The sequence below is a fragment of the Pseudanabaena sp. UWO311 genome (genome assembly GCF_006937785.1).
In the GTDB taxonomy this organism is placed as follows: domain Bacteria; phylum Cyanobacteriota; class Cyanobacteriia; order Pseudanabaenales; family Pseudanabaenaceae; genus Pseudanabaena.
Window position 1 is genome coordinate 317,173 of record NZ_SJEE01000002.1, and the last position, 17,142, is coordinate 334,314.

General features: G+C 40.4%; 20 protein-coding genes, 1 tRNA gene and 1 pseudogene. 12 read left to right on the plus strand and 10 right to left on the minus strand.

Going from position 1 to position 17,142, the window contains the following annotated elements:
• Nucleotides 1–26: 26 nt before the first annotated feature.
• From PseudUWO311_RS03280 to ndhL, 3 genes are all read right to left on the minus strand, one after another.
• Nucleotides 27–1,673 carry a hypothetical protein gene (locus tag PseudUWO311_RS03280; protein ID WP_142653639.1) on the minus strand — a complete coding sequence of 549 codons (1,647 nt, stop codon included), beginning with the start codon at nucleotides 1,671–1,673 and terminating at the stop codon, nucleotides 27–29.
• Nucleotides 1,670–2,011 (minus strand): DUF3007 family protein, encoded by a 342-nt coding sequence (locus PseudUWO311_RS03285; RefSeq protein WP_142653640.1) that lies wholly within the window; start codon nucleotides 2,009–2,011, stop codon nucleotides 1,670–1,672. Before PseudUWO311_RS03285 ends, PseudUWO311_RS03280 begins: the two co-directional genes overlap by 4 nt.
• A gap of 63 nt (nucleotides 2,012–2,074) precedes the next feature.
• Entirely contained in the window at nucleotides 2,075–2,305 is a 231-nt protein-coding gene (gene ndhL / locus PseudUWO311_RS03290; protein WP_142653641.1) for an NAD(P)H-quinone oxidoreductase subunit L, read from the minus strand.
• Nucleotides 2,306–2,522: 217 nt separating this feature from the next.
• On the opposite strand from ndhL, the gene rpsJ reads away from it, so the two are divergent.
• From rpsJ to PseudUWO311_RS03340, 11 genes are all read left to right on the plus strand, one after another.
• On the plus strand, nucleotides 2,523–2,837 hold the full coding sequence (gene rpsJ / locus PseudUWO311_RS03295) for a 30S ribosomal protein S10 (protein WP_009625825.1): 315 nt from the start codon (nucleotides 2,523–2,525) through the stop codon (nucleotides 2,835–2,837).
• Nucleotides 2,838–3,177: 340 nt separating this feature from the next.
• Nucleotides 3,178–4,191 (plus strand): MBL fold metallo-hydrolase, encoded by a 1,014-nt coding sequence (locus tag PseudUWO311_RS03300; protein WP_142653642.1) that lies wholly within the window; start codon nucleotides 3,178–3,180, stop codon nucleotides 4,189–4,191.
• 54 nt (nucleotides 4,192–4,245) lie between these two features.
• Complete coding sequence (locus tag PseudUWO311_RS23890; RefSeq protein WP_190303378.1) at nucleotides 4,246–4,395, plus strand: hypothetical protein; 150 nt, start codon at nucleotides 4,246–4,248, stop codon at nucleotides 4,393–4,395.
• Nucleotides 4,396–4,451: 56 nt separating this feature from the next.
• Nucleotides 4,452–6,251 carry an iron uptake porin gene (locus tag PseudUWO311_RS03305; RefSeq protein WP_142653643.1) on the plus strand — a complete coding sequence of 600 codons (1,800 nt, stop codon included), beginning with the start codon at nucleotides 4,452–4,454 and terminating at the stop codon, nucleotides 6,249–6,251.
• Nucleotides 6,252–6,277: 26 nt separating this feature from the next.
• On the plus strand, nucleotides 6,278–6,967 hold the full coding sequence (locus tag PseudUWO311_RS03310; RefSeq protein WP_142653644.1) for a hypothetical protein: 690 nt from the start codon (nucleotides 6,278–6,280) through the stop codon (nucleotides 6,965–6,967).
• A 144-nt stretch (nucleotides 6,968–7,111) separates the two neighbouring features.
• Nucleotides 7,112–8,005 (plus strand): M23 family metallopeptidase, encoded by an 894-nt coding sequence (locus PseudUWO311_RS03315; protein ID WP_142653645.1) that lies wholly within the window; start codon nucleotides 7,112–7,114, stop codon nucleotides 8,003–8,005.
• Nucleotides 8,006–8,067: 62 nt separating this feature from the next.
• Nucleotides 8,068–9,369, plus strand: coding sequence for a TldD/PmbA family protein (locus PseudUWO311_RS03320; RefSeq protein ID WP_142653646.1), 1,302 nt, complete (start codon nucleotides 8,068–8,070; stop codon nucleotides 9,367–9,369).
• A gap of 242 nt (nucleotides 9,370–9,611) precedes the next feature.
• Nucleotides 9,612–9,685: transfer RNA gene (locus PseudUWO311_RS03325), tRNA-Arg, on the plus strand.
• 209 nt (nucleotides 9,686–9,894) lie between these two features.
• Nucleotides 9,895–10,959, plus strand: a complete 1,065-nt coding sequence (locus PseudUWO311_RS03330) for a site-specific integrase (RefSeq protein WP_142653647.1) — start codon at nucleotides 9,895–9,897, stop codon at nucleotides 10,957–10,959.
• Nucleotides 10,946–11,767, plus strand: coding sequence for an ATP-binding protein (locus tag PseudUWO311_RS03335; protein ID WP_142653648.1), 822 nt, complete (start codon nucleotides 10,946–10,948; stop codon nucleotides 11,765–11,767). The genes PseudUWO311_RS03330 and PseudUWO311_RS03335 overlap by 14 nt, the downstream gene beginning before the upstream one ends.
• Entirely contained in the window at nucleotides 11,767–12,024 is a 258-nt protein-coding gene (locus PseudUWO311_RS03340) for a hypothetical protein (RefSeq protein WP_142653649.1), read from the plus strand. Before PseudUWO311_RS03335 ends, PseudUWO311_RS03340 begins: the two co-directional genes overlap by 1 nt.
• 179 nt (nucleotides 12,025–12,203) lie before the next feature.
• Here the strand turns inward: PseudUWO311_RS03340 and PseudUWO311_RS03345 are convergent, their stop codons facing one another.
• Genes PseudUWO311_RS03345 through PseudUWO311_RS03355 form a run of 3 tightly spaced genes read right to left on the minus strand, consistent with a single transcriptional unit; the run spans nucleotide 12,204 to nucleotide 14,094 of the window.
• Nucleotides 12,204–12,668 carry a hypothetical protein gene (locus tag PseudUWO311_RS03345; RefSeq protein ID WP_142653650.1) on the minus strand — a complete coding sequence of 155 codons (465 nt, stop codon included), beginning with the start codon at nucleotides 12,666–12,668 and terminating at the stop codon, nucleotides 12,204–12,206.
• Nucleotide 12,669: 1 nt separating this feature from the next.
• Nucleotides 12,670–13,293 carry a hypothetical protein gene (locus PseudUWO311_RS03350; RefSeq protein WP_142653651.1) on the minus strand — a complete coding sequence of 208 codons (624 nt, stop codon included), beginning with the start codon at nucleotides 13,291–13,293 and terminating at the stop codon, nucleotides 12,670–12,672.
• 6 nt (nucleotides 13,294–13,299) lie between these two features.
• Nucleotides 13,300–14,094, minus strand: a complete 795-nt coding sequence (locus PseudUWO311_RS03355; RefSeq protein WP_142653652.1) for a TIGR04255 family protein — start codon at nucleotides 14,092–14,094, stop codon at nucleotides 13,300–13,302.
• Nucleotides 14,095–14,369: 275 nt separating this feature from the next.
• Here PseudUWO311_RS03355 and PseudUWO311_RS03360 point away from each other — a divergent pair, with 275 nt between their 5' ends.
• The gene (locus tag PseudUWO311_RS03360; RefSeq protein ID WP_142653653.1) at nucleotides 14,370–14,615 is read left to right on the plus strand and encodes a hypothetical protein; all 246 of its coding nucleotides are present in this window, start codon (nucleotides 14,370–14,372) and stop codon (nucleotides 14,613–14,615) included.
• Here PseudUWO311_RS03360 and PseudUWO311_RS03365 read toward each other — a convergent pair.
• From PseudUWO311_RS03365 to PseudUWO311_RS24815, 4 genes and pseudogenes are all read right to left on the minus strand, one after another.
• Entirely contained in the window at nucleotides 14,612–15,376 is a 765-nt protein-coding gene (locus tag PseudUWO311_RS03365) for a hypothetical protein (RefSeq protein ID WP_142653654.1), read from the minus strand. The two genes, PseudUWO311_RS03360 and PseudUWO311_RS03365, sit on opposite strands and share 4 nt — an antisense overlap.
• 8 nt (nucleotides 15,377–15,384) lie before the next feature.
• Nucleotides 15,385–15,867: a Panacea domain-containing protein gene (locus PseudUWO311_RS03370; RefSeq protein WP_190303379.1), complete on the minus strand. Its 483-nt coding sequence runs from the start codon at nucleotides 15,865–15,867 to the stop codon at nucleotides 15,385–15,387.
• Nucleotides 15,868–16,207: 340 nt separating this feature from the next.
• Nucleotides 16,208–16,927: an IS1595 family transposase gene (locus PseudUWO311_RS03375; RefSeq protein WP_142653656.1), complete on the minus strand. Its 720-nt coding sequence runs from the start codon at nucleotides 16,925–16,927 to the stop codon at nucleotides 16,208–16,210.
• Nucleotides 16,927–17,010, minus strand: a pseudogene (locus tag PseudUWO311_RS24815) (hypothetical protein); the annotation flags it as partial. The gene PseudUWO311_RS03375 and the pseudogene PseudUWO311_RS24815, both read right to left, overlap by 1 nt.
• Nucleotides 17,011–17,142 lie beyond the last annotated feature (132 nt).

The window sequence follows — 17,142 nt, forward strand, 5'->3', positions numbered from 1 at the left end:
AGTAAATGCCCCTGCCGGGGCGTTTACTATTTTAGAATTACTACTTCGCCGCGATCGCTTGCGGCTTTAAACTCTGCCCCAAAATCACAGGTTGCTAATTCACCCAGTTGGATATTATGCTCAAAATCTGGCAAAGATGGGCTGATTTCGAGCGATCGCAAACAAAGTGAGAGTCGGGTTATTTCAATAGATTCTTCAGCGGCATCGCAACCAAATAAATTATGTTGCAGGATATGGGTTATTACTGTTGTTGGTGTTTTGTGAGCGGTTGCCTCATCATCAGTTGAGAACTTAATTATTAGGTAATGGATGCGCTCATGTTCAGAAAGTAAAAACTCCAAAGCAGTTGCGAGCAATACCCCAGCGCCGCATTTAGGATGTAAGATTTTGATTCTTAACAAGCGCTCTTGATATTCTTGGCAATATGCCAAGGTATCTTGATGATTTTTGGGCGGAGCTAAATGCTGCTGCAATGTACGAATTACTGACTCACTTTGCAAAATTGCTTTACAAGGTAATTTCGGAATACGGCGCTTACTAAGATTGCTTAAATCTTTGCGATATTGCGATAATTCTCTGATTGATTCGTCAAAGAGACAAGTCAGAATATGGCGTGTGATATCTTCACAAAAGTCGAATCGAGCTATTTCCTTGATCTGACGACATAACTCATCGCCTACAAATAAAGCCTGATCTAAAATGCGATCGCGCGCAAATAGCCTAGATGAATAAGCATTAATGGGAATGTGATATTTTGCATTGCCATTTTGTACCCAATCAAATATGGCTTTATAATTTTCCCAAATTGGTTGCTCAATATAGGGATTCTCAAATTCGTAAGCGTCTTTAATTAAGTTCTCAGGTAATAAGGCGCGATCTTCACAATAAGCAACAAACAAGATGCGGTTTAAAAGTTTTTGGGCTTGATAAATGGCGATCGAGATCGCATCTTCTGCCTTTACGTGGAGGTTATTCTCAGCATTTTCGACAGGGTGTGCTAATAGCTGTAACCTATAGCGAAAATCCTTAATTAATTGACTGCGGATTTTGCAATAGTGGCTATAAAAGTTTTTGAGGATCTCAGATTCTAGCTGGTGAGACTCTTCCAGTAAGTGTGTAGTGCGCGATCGCTCTTCACTATTGACAATGCCTCTGAGCAAAGTCCTTCGTGATAATAAAAAATAAAAAGCTTTGAGTTGTTCTAAATCCGCTAACGAGTTCCAAGTAAATCTCTGACAGAACAGGCTGGATACATTTCGGTTATAAAGACAGATTTCTCGATAATCCAAAACAATCAACCATTCAGTGGTTTCATGCTCTGGTTCGGGCTTAATGATTGCTCCTTCCTCAGCTGTACTGACTCGAATCTCGGCGATCACATTTGCTGATGTTTCTGTAAAAAAACCAAGTGCAGGATGCGGATGCAATTCTAATTCCCATGCACCACCGTTGCTCTCAAAGGGTGATTTATAACCCAGAATATCAACAAAAATATCATGTAAAAACTGGGCTTCGGCAAGCAGGTTAGATGGTTCGCCATCACTAGCAAAACTCAGCCATTTCTGCACTATTTGAAAGCGATCGCCCAAATCCTTGGGGAAGCCAAAGGAACCAATCCGCTTTGCAAGTGGCTTAGGATGAAATAGTGAATAGTAAGGCGATCGCTGATTCATTCATCTTTGATTGCATTTTGAGCTGAGGTTTGCGCTAGTTTATTTTCTGCATCTACTTCTGCAAGTAAACTTTCGCGCTCTTCAGGCGACATTTCTTCTAGCTTCTTGGTCAGCACAGCTTTTTTATAATCATCTAGCTGCTGATTGTAGGTCATAGTTTTTGTCATAGCGCGGAATACATAGGTGGAAATCCAAGCTATTAAGACCCCTACTAAAACCACTTGACTCCAAACACCCGCATTAGTTGCATCGAAGCCTGAGGCACGAAATACCCAAAATGCGACTCCACCAAACCCAAAAAAGGCAACCATAATTGCTATGGCATCAATGCGGCGCATAGTTTTAATCTCAGAAAATATTTTTTATTAAACTGAGCGCATTGCGCTCAGTTTAATTTAGGTTTAAATTTGCCGTGCTTCGGGGCGAAAGTTAAAGAATGGAGAGAGTAATAACAATCCTGGGAAGAAGAAAAAGGCTAGAAAACAGAGAAATACTCTTTCTAGAGAGCCTGTTTTATACCAACGCGCTTTGAAATAAAACATCACCATCAAGGGGATCACTAGCAAATATGCACCTGCGATCGCGGCATAGACAGTTGCAGCCAATATGGGAGCAGAAAGAAGCAAAGACATATTTCTAGATAAAGTTATGTGAATGTATCTATCTAGCAATTGTAACAGGATCGGAATCGTCAATCCTAAAAATGTATGGGCAGTCAGCAATTCTCGCTGTAAAAATTGGTTTCATAATTGAGAATTGCTGGCATTGATCTAATTATTTGATTTTGGAGTATTCGGGTGCTAATATAAGAAACGCTGAAAAATTTACCCGAATAAATCCCTAAGAACTGTGGCACCTCAACAACAAAAGATTCGGATTCGTCTCAAAGCTTTCGATCATCGCCTGCTAGACTCATCCTGCGAAAAAATCGTCGAAACTGCTAATCGTACAAACGCCGCTGCCGTTGGTCCTATCCCCCTGCCAACACGTCGTCGTATCTATTGCGTTCTAAGATCTCCCCACGTAGATAAAGACTCACGCGAACATTTTGAGACCCGCACTCATAGTCGGATTATCGATATCTATCAACCATCTGCAAAAACTATCGATGCACTCATGAAGCTTGATCTAGCTGCTGGTGTGGACATCGAAGTTAAACTCTAAAGTTCAACTCTGGTAGTTCAACATATATAAGATTTAATAAAAGTCCAGAATTATGAAATTAGCTCAGTAGTGACCAAATAGTTACTCAGTAATGCTTTCATAACTCTGGGCTTTTTTATAGCTCCAGTCACATGTTTTAGACCAAATCAAAACCCAAGAATTAAATTGGTGGCTCACCGCCAATTAATTCTTGGGTTTTATGTCCTAGGACACTGGGCTACAGCTATATATCCAAAAAGGAGATGGGGTGCTTCGCGCCACATCTCCTTTTTGGATTTTGATTTGGTTTACACTATGTTTGAAGCTGCTAAGCTTCAAAATCTAGCTCTAAGGAATTAAGATGCTGAAAAAGCTAAAGATTAAATACCTTTTGGCATTCTTGTTAGCGGCGATCGCTACAGTAATGTCGATAATGCTCGGACATGGTTGGAGCCCTGCTGATGCCGGAAATCAGCCACAAATTCAGGCTCAAAAACCATCTGCGGAGACAAGTATTAAAACTGTAAGCTTGCAAAATGCGGGTTTACAACTGCAAGAGATAGCCCAAGGAATTTATGCCCTAGTTGCTAGCACTGATTTTCCACCCGCTAATCCTGCGGTGGCGATTTGCAATGGTGGTTTTGTGATCGGTAGTGATGGTGTGTTGGTGATCGATCCGTTCCAAACATCTGAACTAGGCGAACTGATGATTTCTACCATAAAATCATTGACTGATAAACCGATCAAGTATGTCTTAAATACGCATTATCACTTTGATCATACGGGTGGAAATTCAGTTTTTGTCAAGCGTGAAATTCCTGTGCTTGGGCGTGGTGTAATTCGTGAATATATTCAAAGTGGTAAAAATAATACTGGTGGTGTTACGCCGCCGACGGTGATTATTAATAGCCAAACTGATCTTTGGTTAGGCGATCGCCAAGTGCGAATTGAGCGCGTAGATGGTCATTCGGCAGGAACTGATTTGGTTGCCTATGTCCCTGATGCCAAGGTTTTGTTTACGGGAGATATGGTATTTAACAAGCGTATTCCTTACACTGGTGATAGTGATATTCGTCAATGGCAAGGAAGTCTGTATCGCTTGATTGCTACTTACCCCACAGCTAAAGTGGTCCCAGGTCATGGTGACGTTACCGATATTACGGGCTTACAAGCACAACAAGCTTATTTTAGTTGGTTAGAACGTACGGCTCTGGAATGGAAAGCTCAGATTCTAACTAAAGAGCAAGTTATTGAGAAATATGCCAAAATTCCTGATGCTTACAAAGACTACAAATTTAAAGCGATATATCCACTTAATTTAGATTCAGCCTATGAGCAGTTTACTCGTAGCGCTACGATTCCCCTGATTCCTTAGATCATATACTCCTTTCCCATTAAAGAAATAGGCATATAAAACTAAGAAATAGTCATGCTGGGCTTTGCCCAGCATGACTATTTCTTGACTGGGAAGGGAGTAAAAGCCAAAAAGGAAATGGCGGCGCAAAGCGCCGCCATTTCCTTTTGTAAAATATTGCTACAGGAAACGAAAAAGAACTTGACAACGAAAAAAAACGATTAACAATAAAACATTAAGGTATTCATTGTTTTTTCCTTTCGTTGTGAGGATTATTTTAGTTGGCTATAAAATTTTGTCCATCTAAGCAAAGTTGTCAGTTACTACTGCTTAGTACATTTGTCTCCTGTTCAGCATTTCTCTGCCTCAGTGCTAATGCCGAAACGCAATCAAATCAGGGTAATTTAAGTTCTAAATCTGAGTCTAGTCTGATTAATGCTATTGGTAATGATCCGATGGTTGTCAGTCCATCCCAAGCTGTCAGTCAACCGAAAACGGGCGAATCAGCGATTATTCACCAAATTAATCAAGAGCTAGTTTCTAGTCCTGTAAATAAGAAAGCTGAAGGCGTTAGCTCTGTTTCCCAACTCAGCGATGTCCGTCCCACTGACTGGTCTTTCACTGCATTGCAATCTTTGGTTGAGCGCTATGGCTGTATTGCTGGTTATCCCGATCGCACTTTTCGTGGCAAACAAGCAACTAGCCGCTATGAATTTGCAGCTGGTTTAAATGCTTGCTTAGATAAGATCAACGAAATCATCTCCGCAGGTTTAGCCGATAAGGTCAGCAAAGAAGATCTCGCTACTTTACAAAAACTTCAAGAAGAATTTGCAGCTGAACTTGCAACTCTGCGTGGTCGCGTGGATGCTCTAGATGCGAAGACTGCCAAACTCGAAGCACAGCAATTCTCGACCACGACTAAACTTTATGGTCAAGCCATCTTTGGTTTACAAGGACGATTAAATAATACTTCTAACATTCCCAGAACCGCTGGGACTAGAGTTGTCGATCCTGCAACTAATGTTAGCTTTGGCTACTTAGCGCAACTGAGTCTGGTTACACAGTTTCCCGATCGCGGACTTTTGCTGACTGGTTTACAAGCAGGTAACCTATCAACCGATGCCCCAATTACGAGCTTTGCGGCGCTAAACAATAGCTTTACTCGTCTTGGGTATGAAGGCAGTACGGGTAATACCTTTACGCTCAGTGATCTCAACTATCGATTTCTAATTGGCAGTAATCTTGGCATCATCGTTGGTGCAAGAGGTGTCAATGCAATTAACGTCTTCCGAGGACCAAATCGGGTTGAAGGTGCAGGAAGCGGACCTATTTCTTTGTTTGCTCAGCGAAATCCTGTGATTAGTCTCAATGCTGGACAGGCTGGGCTAGGCTTTGACTGGAAAATTGGCAGGGATGTGAGCTTACAGGGAGTTTACTCAGCAGGAAATGCCGCTAGTGCAACTGGAGATGGGGGCTTATTTGGTGGTCCAACTTCAATTGGCGTACAGTTGGCTGCCAACGTATTTGAGCGTGTTGATGTTGCTCTTTACTACCTCAATTCCTACACAAACAACGGCACATTAAATAGTTCGATTGGGGACACAATTATTGGTGTTGTTGCGCCAGTGCCATCAAATTTCAGCACCAATGCCTTTGGCGGCACAGTGTCATGGCAGCCGACCCGAAACTTCAATCTTGGCGGATGGGTAGGCTTTACGACATCAAGTATTCGGAATTCTGGGTTTTCTGGCTCAGTTGAGACTTTTAACTGGATGACATTTGCTAATTTTCTTGATATACTCAAGGAAGGTGATCTGATTGGTTTATACATTGGTCAGCCTCCGCGTATCACCAGCAGTAACCTGAGTGGCAATATTAACTTTCCAAGTATTCTGAGCAATACAGGTGGTATTCCTGGTTCTCAACCAGCCTCAACCACTCATGTCGAAGCATTCTACAGATTTCCGATCTCCAAAAATATTAGCATTACCCCAGGAGTAGTATTTGTGTTCAATCCTGGGAATACTGCTACTAGTGATACTGTCACGATTGGGGCAGTCCGAACAACGTTCACGTTCTAAATTATTAATTTATGAGGATGATCAATATGAAATCTATTTCTCGTGTTCTTGCTTTCGGGCTGCCTCTTGCCGCTGCGATCGCGACTCTTTCCACCGAAGCCGCCTTTGCTCAATTTACAAATCTTCCATTTACTGGAACTGTATCTGGAACCGTATTTACCAATGGAGCAATTTCTCTTAACAGTTATTCGCTGCTCAGTCCCATTGGCACTATCTCAGCAAGTGCTGGGACAATAACCAGTCTTACATCATCGAATGCTCCAAATATTGCTGTGAACTCGATTTTAACTGCGAGCGGCACAACAACAGGTGGCGTTGTATTCAATGATGGTAGAACTGCAAGTTTCGTAGCTGCTCCAACAACCGTTACTAATGCGCTTGTTACATCTATTTCTGGCGCTTTAATAATTGGGACTCCCCCAGTTGCAAATACTAATGTCAGTTTGCAGGTTAACAGTGGGAATATTACTATTCCCGATAGTTCTATCGTAGCAGCTCCTCCAACGCCGATCACTACTCCGACTGTTATAGTTCAGAGTCCTGGCATCGCAAGTGCTCTGGTGATCCTCGATCCTGCTTTTATTGCTGCTAACCCTGGTATTAGTTCGACAATTGTTACGGCTTTTTCTTCTGATCCTAGTGCAGCATTTGCAGCTAGTCCTGGTGCAGTTTATAGCTCCTCTCTATCTTCAAAAGTATCGCCATTTTTAAACTAATTAGTGACAGGACAAAATCAAAGCTAAAAAAAGAGTGATAGGTCTTTGCTCTATCACTCTTTTTTTAGCTTTGATTTTGTGAATTGTTGAAATAAAGTTAAAATAAGGCGCGATGAGTACTTCCTATTTTTCAGTAATGTTGTTATGGTTGCCAATCCATTCAAATTCTCTCTCAAATTACCATTACTAATTGGTCTGAGTTTGCTGTCGGCGATCGCAGCCATAATGTTTGGTGTATCCCGTGCCGATGCATTGCAAGCAATGCTCAGACCCAATACGCCAAAACTTGGTGATACGGTATCAGTTTGGATCGCAACTGATAAATCTACGGCAACACCACCAACAGTATCGATGAATAGCAAGCAATTTCCCGCTTTCGCGATGTCTCCAAATCGTTGGCGAGCATTTATTCCTACGACTCCACTTGATAAGGCGGGACTAAGACAAGTAGTGGTGACTGCCGAGGGTTTACAGCAAACTTTGCCGATGCAATTAGGCGATCGCCAATTTCCTACGCAAAGTATTTGGCTTAGTGACTCGGGTAGCGGATCGGAACCAACAGATTATGAATGGGATAAGGTTTCGGCTTTTAAAAAATTAGTTACTCCCCAGAAGTTCTGGAACGGAGCTTTCTTAAGACCAAATGATGGTGAGATTACGACAGGTTTTGGAGTGCAGCGCTATTACAATGGCGAGTTTGCCAATGACTATTACCATCGTGGTGTTGACTATGCTGGAGGGACTGGTTCTCCTGTGGTAGCTCCAGCTTCAGGTTATATTCGCTTAGTGGGTAATGTATCGCAAGGTTTTCTTCTGCATGGCAATACGATTGGCTTGGATCACGGTCAGGGCGTAGCAAGTATCTTTTTGCATCTCAGCGAAATCTATGTAAAAGAAGGAGATTTTGTGAAGGCTGGGCAAGTAATTGGCGCAGTCGGAGCGACGGGTGCAGTCACTGGCCCACACTTGCATTGGGGACTATATGTCAATGGTGAAGCGATTGATCCTGTTGCATGGCGATATGAAGGTGTCGAATAGCTGTCCTGCTAAGCTTATAAAGGAAAGTGCTTTGCGCTTTCTTTTATAAGCTAGCGATCATCATGACAATTAATCCCGAACAATTATTAGAACTTGCGCTCAAATCTGGGACTGAAGCCGCTGAAGTGTACGCATCAAGCTCAGTTTCACGCCCAGTATTTTTTGAAGCAAATCGTCTGAAGCAGCTAGAGATTGTTGACTCAGAGGGTGTGGGCTTACGGATTTGGAAAAATGGCAGGGTGGGCTTAGCGATCGCCTATGGTGCGGTAGAACCAGAAGACTTGGTACAACAAGCGATCGCCTTGAGTGCCTTGAATGAACCTGAAGAGATTTTATTAAGAGAATCAACTGTGGCTGACTATCCCAAACTCTATGGGCAGGAAGTTACGGTTGAGCAGATGATTGATTGGGGTAAACAGGCGATCGCGCAGGTTCTTGATCATTATCCTGAAGCAGTATGTGGAGCAGATTGGGATTGTGGACAAGAAACGGTGCGAATTCTTAATAGTAAGGGTTTGGACTGTGGCTATACCGATATTACAGTGGACGGCTCTCTGAGTGCAGAGTTGACGCGGGGAGATGACTTTCTCAATGTTTGGTATGGTCAATCGGAGCGTGGTAATTTGCCACCTGAAGCGATCGCCCAAAAAGTATTGCAATATCTCGATTGGGCGAAGAAAAATGCACCTGCACCATCGGGGAAATCACCTGTGATCTTTACGGGCAAAGCAGTAGATTTATTATGGGGTGTAGTCGCGATCGCTATGAGTGGGAGGCAGGTGCAGCAAAAAACGACACCTTGGCTAGATAAAGTTGGACAACCAGTAATTTCGGATATTTTTACCGTTACCCAACACCCAGATTTTGGGGTTTACAGTTCGCCCTTTGATGATGAAGGTTCACCCACGCTGGAAACTAGTTGGATCGATCGTGGTGTTTTGCAAGGATTTTACGGCGATATGCGAACTTGTAAGGAATTGGGAATTGCTGCCACAGGTAACGGCTTTCGCGGATATTTGGGCAACTATCCTAGTCCTGGGCTATTTAATTTAGCGATCGCTGCTAGTCAAACAATCCAAGGCGATATTTTGGAATTGGCGGCAACTTTAAAAAATGGCTTAATCGTCGATCAAGTCTTAGGGGATGATACGGATGTATCAGGAGATTTTTCGATTAATGTCGATCTTGGATATCGTGTGAAAAATGGCAAAATTATCGGACGAGTCAAGGACACGATGATCTCTGGGAATGTCTATAATGCGCTCAATCATGTTGTTGCGGTAGGTAGCGATCGGCAGTGGCATGGATCGCTATTCGGCTCAGCGATGATCGTTGAAGGTCTATCGATTACTAGCCGAGACTAATTTCTAGAAGCCTGTTGGGGAAAACCCAAATTGCTTTCGTAGGGTGTGTTAGCGATAGCGTAACGCGCCCAATAACCGCAGTTGTGCGTTACGCTGACGCTAACACACCATACAGCAAATCTGTTTAGCAAGAAATGATGTTTCTCCGACAGGCTTCTAGGGTTTTTGTTATTTTTTTGAATGGCAATTGTTATAATATCTAAACTAGCTGTATAACAACTAGTTAAATCATATTTTTATATGGGGTTGTAGCTCAGTTGGATAGAGCGATCGCCTCCTAAGCGATAGGTCATGAGTTCGATCCTCGTCAACCCTGTTCCTCAAACCATATACCTTGTAAGCAAAGAACTCAATAGATTGAGGTCTTTTTTATTGTGCGTGGAATAGCCCAAAATGGTCACAATCGGTCATTATTTTTGGGTAAAGTGGTCACTGTTTTGGTCACTGTCTGAGGTAGTGATATAAAATGCAAAAAGCCCACCTGTAGCGAGGTGGGCTGGAAAAACTTATTGAAATATTATATATATGGAAAGACTAGCACAAGCTAATGCCCGTATTAAATCTTTGCGTGCGCGTTGCACGATTGAACAACGCGGTGAAAAACTTTTGCTGAGGGGGACATTTCCCGCCAAGCCAACAGCAAATCGCCAAGATTGGCACAGGCAACGCATATTTTTAGGTGTAAGCGCTACGCCAGCAGGGATTAGTTATGCCGAGTCGGAAGCAAGAAAGATCAGTGCTTTACTCGATCAAAATTTGTTCGACTGGACTCCTTATCTCGCCTCAGAAGATCAATTTGAAATCAGTTTTGATGTTTGGGTAGAAAAATTTAGACAACACAAACTTGCTCAGGGAATTAGTGAATTAACTTGGAAGCAAGAATATGGCGATCCTTTTAAAGTTCTTGATAGTTTAGATCCAGATAAAGCGATCGCTGCCATTTTTAAGATTGCTCCAAACACAAGAAAACGCAGTCGATATTGTATGTCTATTTCAGCATTATTCAAGTTTGCAGATGTTGCAATTGACTTGAAGCCATACAAAGGTAATTATTCCCCAACGACTGTACAGCCTCGTGATATCCCCACAGATGCCCTAATTCAAGAATGGTATTTTAAAATCAAAACTCCATCATGGCAGTGGGCGTATGGAATTCTTAGTGCCTATGGTATTCGACCAGAAGAATTAGTACTTCTAGAATTTGACGCTATGCCAGTGCTAATTGTGCGAGGTGATAAAAGCTTGAGTAGCGATCGCCGAGTCTATCCTATCTATCCAGAATGGGTTGACTTATTCAATCTTAAAACCCCTATTCTGCCCAACTGTAAAGACTCAGGCAAACAAACCTGTAAGCAATTTCAAAGATATAAAATCCCATTCCGCCCCTACGATCTGCGCCACGCTTGGGCAATTCGTTCAATGGAGTTTGGGCTTTCGTTAGAACTAGCAGCCCAACAGATGGGGCACAGCATGATCGTCCATTCCCAAACCTACCACCGATGGATTAGCGATCGTCACCATAAACAAGCATTTGATGCAATCATGCAAAAAAGTGACAGATTGAAACCACCAGAGCATGGACAACTTTAGACAGACAGAAATTAATCAAGCGATCGCCAGCTTAGAAACAAATCAAAGTTTATTAATCGTCGGTGACGAGGGATCGGGCAAAAGTGCGATCGCCGCCGAGGTGAGATCGGAATTTAAAAAACGTGGTTGGACTGTTGCCATTGCAGAATATACGGGCAGTGCCAAAAATACTTTGATTGAAATTGCCGATCAACTGGGTTGTGATACTTGCGATCCTAATACGGGTAAGCCCCTTACCGCCGATGGTCTTAGGGATGCGATCGCTGACTATCTGTATAGTCCTAAGACAATACTAATCTGTGACGATGCTCACCGTTACCCCTCTACATTTCGCTACTGGTTGCAAGATTGCTTAGGCGATCGCGCACTGTTACTGATGCTTGCCGTAAATCCTCCCCGTAAAGATTTATTTTTAAAAATGCCCCGCATATATTTGCAAGCGCTCGAAAGTTTGCAAATTAGAGAAATCATGATCGAAGAAGCAACAGAGATCGGTCTGAAGTTACCAGCTTCAGAGCTTGCGTTACTGGAGCAAAGATGTGGGGGTAATCCATTTCTGGCAAGGCGAGTTGTGCGCGAGCAGTCGTTAAATTTGGCTCAAGATCAAGAAGGCGATCGCGTCGATTACATCGACGGCACACCGTTTTTGATTGCAACCCTAAGCATGGTGGGTGTGGTGCGGTTGATTGGTTTAGGACTAGGTAACAGGTCACTGTATATCATTGGTGGGATCTTTACGATTAGTGCCATTACTTTGCGGATATTGGTAACGAGGGCAAATTCTAGGAACAAAACGAGGCTGGAATAGTGAACAGAGTTCTGAGAATGTTGGGGCTAGTTTGCTTAGTCCCGATCGCACTGGCGATCATTGCAGGTATTGCAGTTCTAGTGGGATTGCTATTTATAGTCCTAGTGCCAATCATGATGATCTTCCTCAAAGTTTCGCCGCTTGCCATTTGGCGCGAACACCATCCGCCTAAACCAGAGGTTATTGATTGTGAGCATGTAGCAATTAAACGCAGAAAGAGAAAAATTAAGCTGGGTCGTAGGTTTATCAGAAAGTAATGTACAAATTCTGGACACAACTTTTTATAAAGTTGCTAAATAGCAACTATTCATTTGCATCAACATATCTGAACCCACCTTAATTTTGGCGTTAATATACTTGACACACCAAGCCTAATTTTTCATTTTTTTTCGTGCTTGGGGCTAGGTTTGAGTTGATTGCAAATCTGTAAAAAAACTTAATTAAAGCTAGACAGGTCTGGACATATAACCCAGTTGCATTTATCCCTAATTTGGTTCTTCTTACCCTGAGTTTTCTTGCAAATCACCTGAGCATGATTAGAGTGTTGGGCTTCTCCTGTACGACTTGGATGTGGATCATGTATTATCTCAAATCCCAACTCAATCATGAAACTTGCAGGAATTGATACAACGGCAACGAACTTGCTATTGTTAGCAAGGATTTCTGTAATATCAATTGCGGGAAAATCGGGAGAATCAACATAAACCGACAAACCAAAATTATCAAAGTCAGAAGGAGTTGGCTTATTTGTATTAGTGTCAATCCGATCCCGCATCACAAGCCTATATAAAATAGATTGACTATCAATTACAAGTGGTTGCCAGCCACTATCAACAAATATCTTATGCCTTGCTTCTATTTCTGCTAAGACCTCATTACATGACTTAGGATAGCGCCCCACACTACATCTCCATATATTCCCTAATGATTGCACATAAATCTGGCAAAGATTTTGACTCTCCTTCTATATCTTTATATTTACCACTAAGAAGCCACTCACAGAGAAAAGTACTGTTATCAATCAAAGAAACTTCTAGTTCTTTTTGAGGATAAAATCGAGTCCAACTAAAAGCGACTGAACCATTAGCTGTTGGATGAATTACAGGCAGGTTTTTCTCATTCTTAATAATTTTCTTGATCTCATTCCATATCTGATTTGCTCTTAATAATACCTCTTGAGACAATGGTTCAGCACCATAGCCGTCCCATCCAATTTCAAGATTTTGCAATGGGAATATAGGCGAAGAGATTGGAATAGCATCGCTAACTTCAGTAGCAAAAGACCTTAGCTCATTATTTATAGAAGCTGGCTTTACATATGACATTAATGGAGTAATAGAAATATCCCGCTCTTGAATTTCCAGATTTCGATCTACAATAAGCAACTCTTGTTTTTTTAGTCGTTTACTTCTCGACTTAGGAGGGGAGTTATACCCATTAAGTTGCCTGAATTTTACAGTTGTATCATCAAAAGAATTTTGATTAAAAAAATCAAAATTAGATGGAGTATAAGCAAGTGTAGACATAATAGATTAGCTCCTTTTTTCCCATAAAACTTGCATTTTATCTGTGGTTAAACCAAGAAAGGTTTTTACTGCCATATCTCTACAAAAATCAAATGAAGTAAGTACATCAGCTATTTCAGATGAGATCGGCTTCTGGAAACAAGCGATTCTAAGCTGAATTATTTCTAGATTTCCATTATTAACTGTTGCAGGTTGAACTTCAATAACCACTTTTGCATTTTTGTCTGGCAATGTATAAGAAGTTTGAATTGCTATTAAGTCAGGCTCTGGGAGAAAGTTATTAGAAAAACCAGACCAACAATTAAGGACATCTGGCAAATCTGACAAAGTATTCCACTCCCTACCCCTTACAAAATGATCAACATATGTAACTTCACACTGTTTGATACTTGGTAAGTCTATTTGATTAGACTCTAGAAAACTACAAAATTTACCCCACTCAACCTCAAACTCAGGACGAATTATGTCGTAATGAGGATATAACTCATAAGCGGCTGGACTCTGCCAATTATAGATAAACCTGTCATGTTGAATTTGTAGTAGTTTAGTCTCAGATTTATGCCTAAACCAACACCGAACTAGAGGCACAGGTTCTAATTCAAGAATAAATTCTTGTCCATTCCTTGACACAATAGCTGGTTTTATCTCAAATTCAGGGTAAGTATCTTTAATCTGCTGCCAGTACACACCAAAGTAAGGTATATCCCATTGCGCTAAGCGCTCAAATTCAAGCCCCATTACCTTTTCAACAATAGGAGGTTTATTGAAATCAGGTTTAAGCTGCTCGATAGTGGTGGACATACTTCCCAAAATATATTACTAAATTGATTTTGATATACAATTGCGTATTTTGCACTACGTATTTCCCGTATTAAGTAATTTTAGTTGCATTTCTAATTTTCTGCTGCGTTTAGCACCACTATCGTATGATACGCTTACATAAATTGGGAAGTAAGAGATAAGGATATAGCAAAAAAAGAGTTAGTTAGGACATAGCATTAGCATCTAAAAAGCTCTATTGCTAGGGAAGCCATATATAAATATGTCCTATCTTTCTTTTTTTTGCTATATAAGCTATGCCACGACCTAAGAAAGAAAAAACTTTTGCTACTACATGCCCTCATACCGATCGCGTAGCCTACTCAAAAGGTATGTGTAAATCTTGCTATAACAAGTCAAAATTGACCGATGAGGCGATCGCCAAGACTAATGCTAGTGAAGCAGCTAAACTGGCTAAACAACGCTATGAAGATGAAAATAGAGAACAGCGCAATGCTAAACGCAAAGTGTACGCTACGCGATCACGCTTGGCGTATTCTTAACTTTTTAGATCGTGCTTGTCAAGTAATAAATCAATCGCGTCAATTAAAATGTCTTGAATATAGGTGTATTTTGCTTTTGTTTTCAAGATCTCTATATCTTTGAAAAAAATCTCATTTAAAGAGACATATAAATCTTCAGAAGTCATCTCTTGCACCCTATTTTTTACGGCACAAGTTTCCTCTGAACATTTTTCTAAATGGCTTTTCAGAGATAAAAGTTCTTGTTGCTTTTCTTGATAAGGCGTTAAAAGCGTGTGAGTAAATCGAACTTGATAGTTACTAAAATCACAAGGTTGCATATTGTGCATTGGATCTAAAAAAACAATATGAAACATATAATCTTCATCAAAAAATCCAACAACGCGCCCAAAAGCCTTAGAAATATTAAATTGAAAAAAACCGAATTCTTCTTCCCGAAGGTACTCACTTGGTATCCAGTCAATTTCTTCTTTAGTGGTCTGAATACCTCTCCAACGCCAATCGATTTTATGGAATCTCCATGCGTCACTATTAGAAGTAGAAACTTCTTCAATAGTTATATTTGATAATATTTTTAATCTTTCTAATAGTGATATAAACCATTTTGCATCTACCTTTTCACAACTTAAACCAAAATGTTTATGCTGCTGCCAATAAGAAAAAGAAAACCTCCATTTAGAATCATTGGATCTAGTAGTAATAGAGGTTTTCTCTCGTTTTATTGGGCTTTTCCCAGATATATTTTTGGGTATTGGGTTACTTCTACCATTCGATCTTCCCATACCTATTTCTATTCTACAGTAATCATTTCTTCGTAATACTTTTTCATTTCATCTTCTGAAATATAATTTTCGGATCTTTCGTATTTAGGAATACCAACTCTAGCTTTAATCCAAGGATCTTCTTTGTGTGTGAGCCTTTCTAATTCTACGCCACTTAAATCACCATAGCTTTCAAGCACATTCTCTATATGCTCCTTAGCTTCTTCGGGGATGGATAAAAACTCTTGCTCAAGATCCACAATATCTAAATCCTCAATATCTATTTGAGAATACATAGATTTCGAGTCTTTGAATCGGTTATAAATAACTCTTGAGACAGGCCCATGAACCCATGCTTGAAACTTTTCATCAAACATAGGTTCGCCATTAAGAGCTAAATACCATGACTGAACATAGTATAAAAGTTTATGAAGCTTAAGGACAGAAGGCGTATCCCCTGCGTCTATAAGGCATAAACAAATATAGTTAGCAACAATATTAATATCTAACACGACAAACCTCAACTAAATTAAGGTTATGGTAAAAAAAAATTATTTTTCTTAAAACATAGCATAACTTAATTTATGCAAATTCAATATTAAGTTTTGCTTGAATCCTTTAGAAGCATAATATAAATAATTAAACTTTAATTACACAGTTTTCATAAGAATATTTAATAGGTTTTATGTATATGAGTTATAAAAAAAAGAATAATACGGAAGATAACGGAAGTAGCGAATTGAATCAATTTACGGATTTAGCGAAAAAGTTGTTTTCTGTCCATAAGTCAGAGATTCAAGACAAACAAAATCTTAAATCTCATGAATCTCCAAAAGACAAGATATAAACTTTCTAAGCCTCTTTCCCAATCAAACTTTTATAAGTTAGTCTTTTACCACTTAAAGAGCTAGCAGCAAAAACGAATCTTTCGCCATCATTACTCTTACGATGGTTAAAACAAAAGCATTGCTCATCCAAATAACGGAATAGATGAAAAGGTTCTATGCAGATGTAAGTACCCTTTAAAGCCCGTTTTAGTAAGCTCCAAAAGTTTTCAATTCCATTAGCCGAAATATGACCATTTACATAAGCTTTAGCATGGTCAATAACCATGTGAATGTATTGCTCATCAGTTAGTAGATCGTAGCCAGAATGAGCGTCTGTATATACAGTAAAACCTGTTTCTACAACTTCCTTAACTTCTTCTGTTAATACTTCTCTCTTGGTACTAGAGATAACTTTAGCTTTTACTTTGCGAGTGGTTCTATCCAAAACACCTAAAACAATAGTTTTGCCAGAAGTACCACGACTACCAAGCTTAGCGCGTTTAGCTCTGTGCATAAATCTAGCTTTACCACCTACATAGGTTTCATCAATTTCTACAGCACCAGACATTTTTTCAAAACTGCCTGTTTGCATTGCTAATCTAATTCTTTGTAGTAGAAACCAAGCTGACTTTTGAGTAATACCGATCGCCCTATGGATTTCATAGGAGCTAACACCATTCTTACAGTTAGCAATCATCCAGATAGCGATTAACCACTTATCAAGACCTAAAGGGCTATCTTCCATTATAGTACCAGTCTTAATAGTGAATTGCTTGTGCACTCTTTATTCTTGCACTTCCAGATTTTGCGAGTACTAGTATAACCAACTTCTTTAGAACCACAATGAGGGCAAGTAACACCATTAGATCAACGAAGATTTACAGCCGTTTCAAATGTTTTCTCTGGATCTGCAAAATAGATGATTGCTTCCTGTAAGGTTTGTGGTAGTTCGCTCATTTA

Bases quoted from the DNA above. Each gene is read 5' to 3' on its own strand.
- PseudUWO311_RS03280 (WP_142653639.1), bottom strand. From the start codon at position 1,673: ATGAATCAGCGATCGCCTTACTATTCACTATTTCATCCTAAGCCACTT.
- PseudUWO311_RS03285 (WP_142653640.1), bottom strand. From the start codon at position 2,011: ATGCGCCGCATTGATGCCATAGCAATTATGGTTGCCTTTTTTGGGTTT.
- ndhL (WP_142653641.1), bottom strand. From the start codon at position 2,305: ATGTCTTTGCTTCTTTCTGCTCCCATATTGGCTGCAACTGTCTATGCC.
- PseudUWO311_RS03300 (WP_142653642.1), top strand. From the start codon at position 3,178: ATGCTGAAAAAGCTAAAGATTAAATACCTTTTGGCATTCTTGTTAGCG.
- PseudUWO311_RS23890 (WP_190303378.1), top strand. From the start codon at position 4,246: ATGCTGGGCTTTGCCCAGCATGACTATTTCTTGACTGGGAAGGGAGTA.
- PseudUWO311_RS03310 (WP_142653644.1), top strand. From the start codon at position 6,278: ATGAAATCTATTTCTCGTGTTCTTGCTTTCGGGCTGCCTCTTGCCGCT.
- PseudUWO311_RS03315 (WP_142653645.1), top strand. From the start codon at position 7,112: ATGGTTGCCAATCCATTCAAATTCTCTCTCAAATTACCATTACTAATT.
- PseudUWO311_RS03320 (WP_142653646.1), top strand. From the start codon at position 8,068: ATGACAATTAATCCCGAACAATTATTAGAACTTGCGCTCAAATCTGGG.
- PseudUWO311_RS03330 (WP_142653647.1), top strand. From the start codon at position 9,895: ATGGAAAGACTAGCACAAGCTAATGCCCGTATTAAATCTTTGCGTGCG.
- PseudUWO311_RS03335 (WP_142653648.1), top strand. From the start codon at position 10,946: ATGGACAACTTTAGACAGACAGAAATTAATCAAGCGATCGCCAGCTTA.
- PseudUWO311_RS03350 (WP_142653651.1), bottom strand. From the start codon at position 13,293: ATGTCTACACTTGCTTATACTCCATCTAATTTTGATTTTTTTAATCAA.
- PseudUWO311_RS03355 (WP_142653652.1), bottom strand. From the start codon at position 14,094: ATGTCCACCACTATCGAGCAGCTTAAACCTGATTTCAATAAACCTCCT.
- PseudUWO311_RS03360 (WP_142653653.1), top strand. From the start codon at position 14,370: ATGCCACGACCTAAGAAAGAAAAAACTTTTGCTACTACATGCCCTCAT.
- PseudUWO311_RS03365 (WP_142653654.1), bottom strand. From the start codon at position 15,376: ATGGGAAGATCGAATGGTAGAAGTAACCCAATACCCAAAAATATATCT.
- PseudUWO311_RS03375 (WP_142653656.1), bottom strand. From the start codon at position 16,927: ATGGAAGATAGCCCTTTAGGTCTTGATAAGTGGTTAATCGCTATCTGG.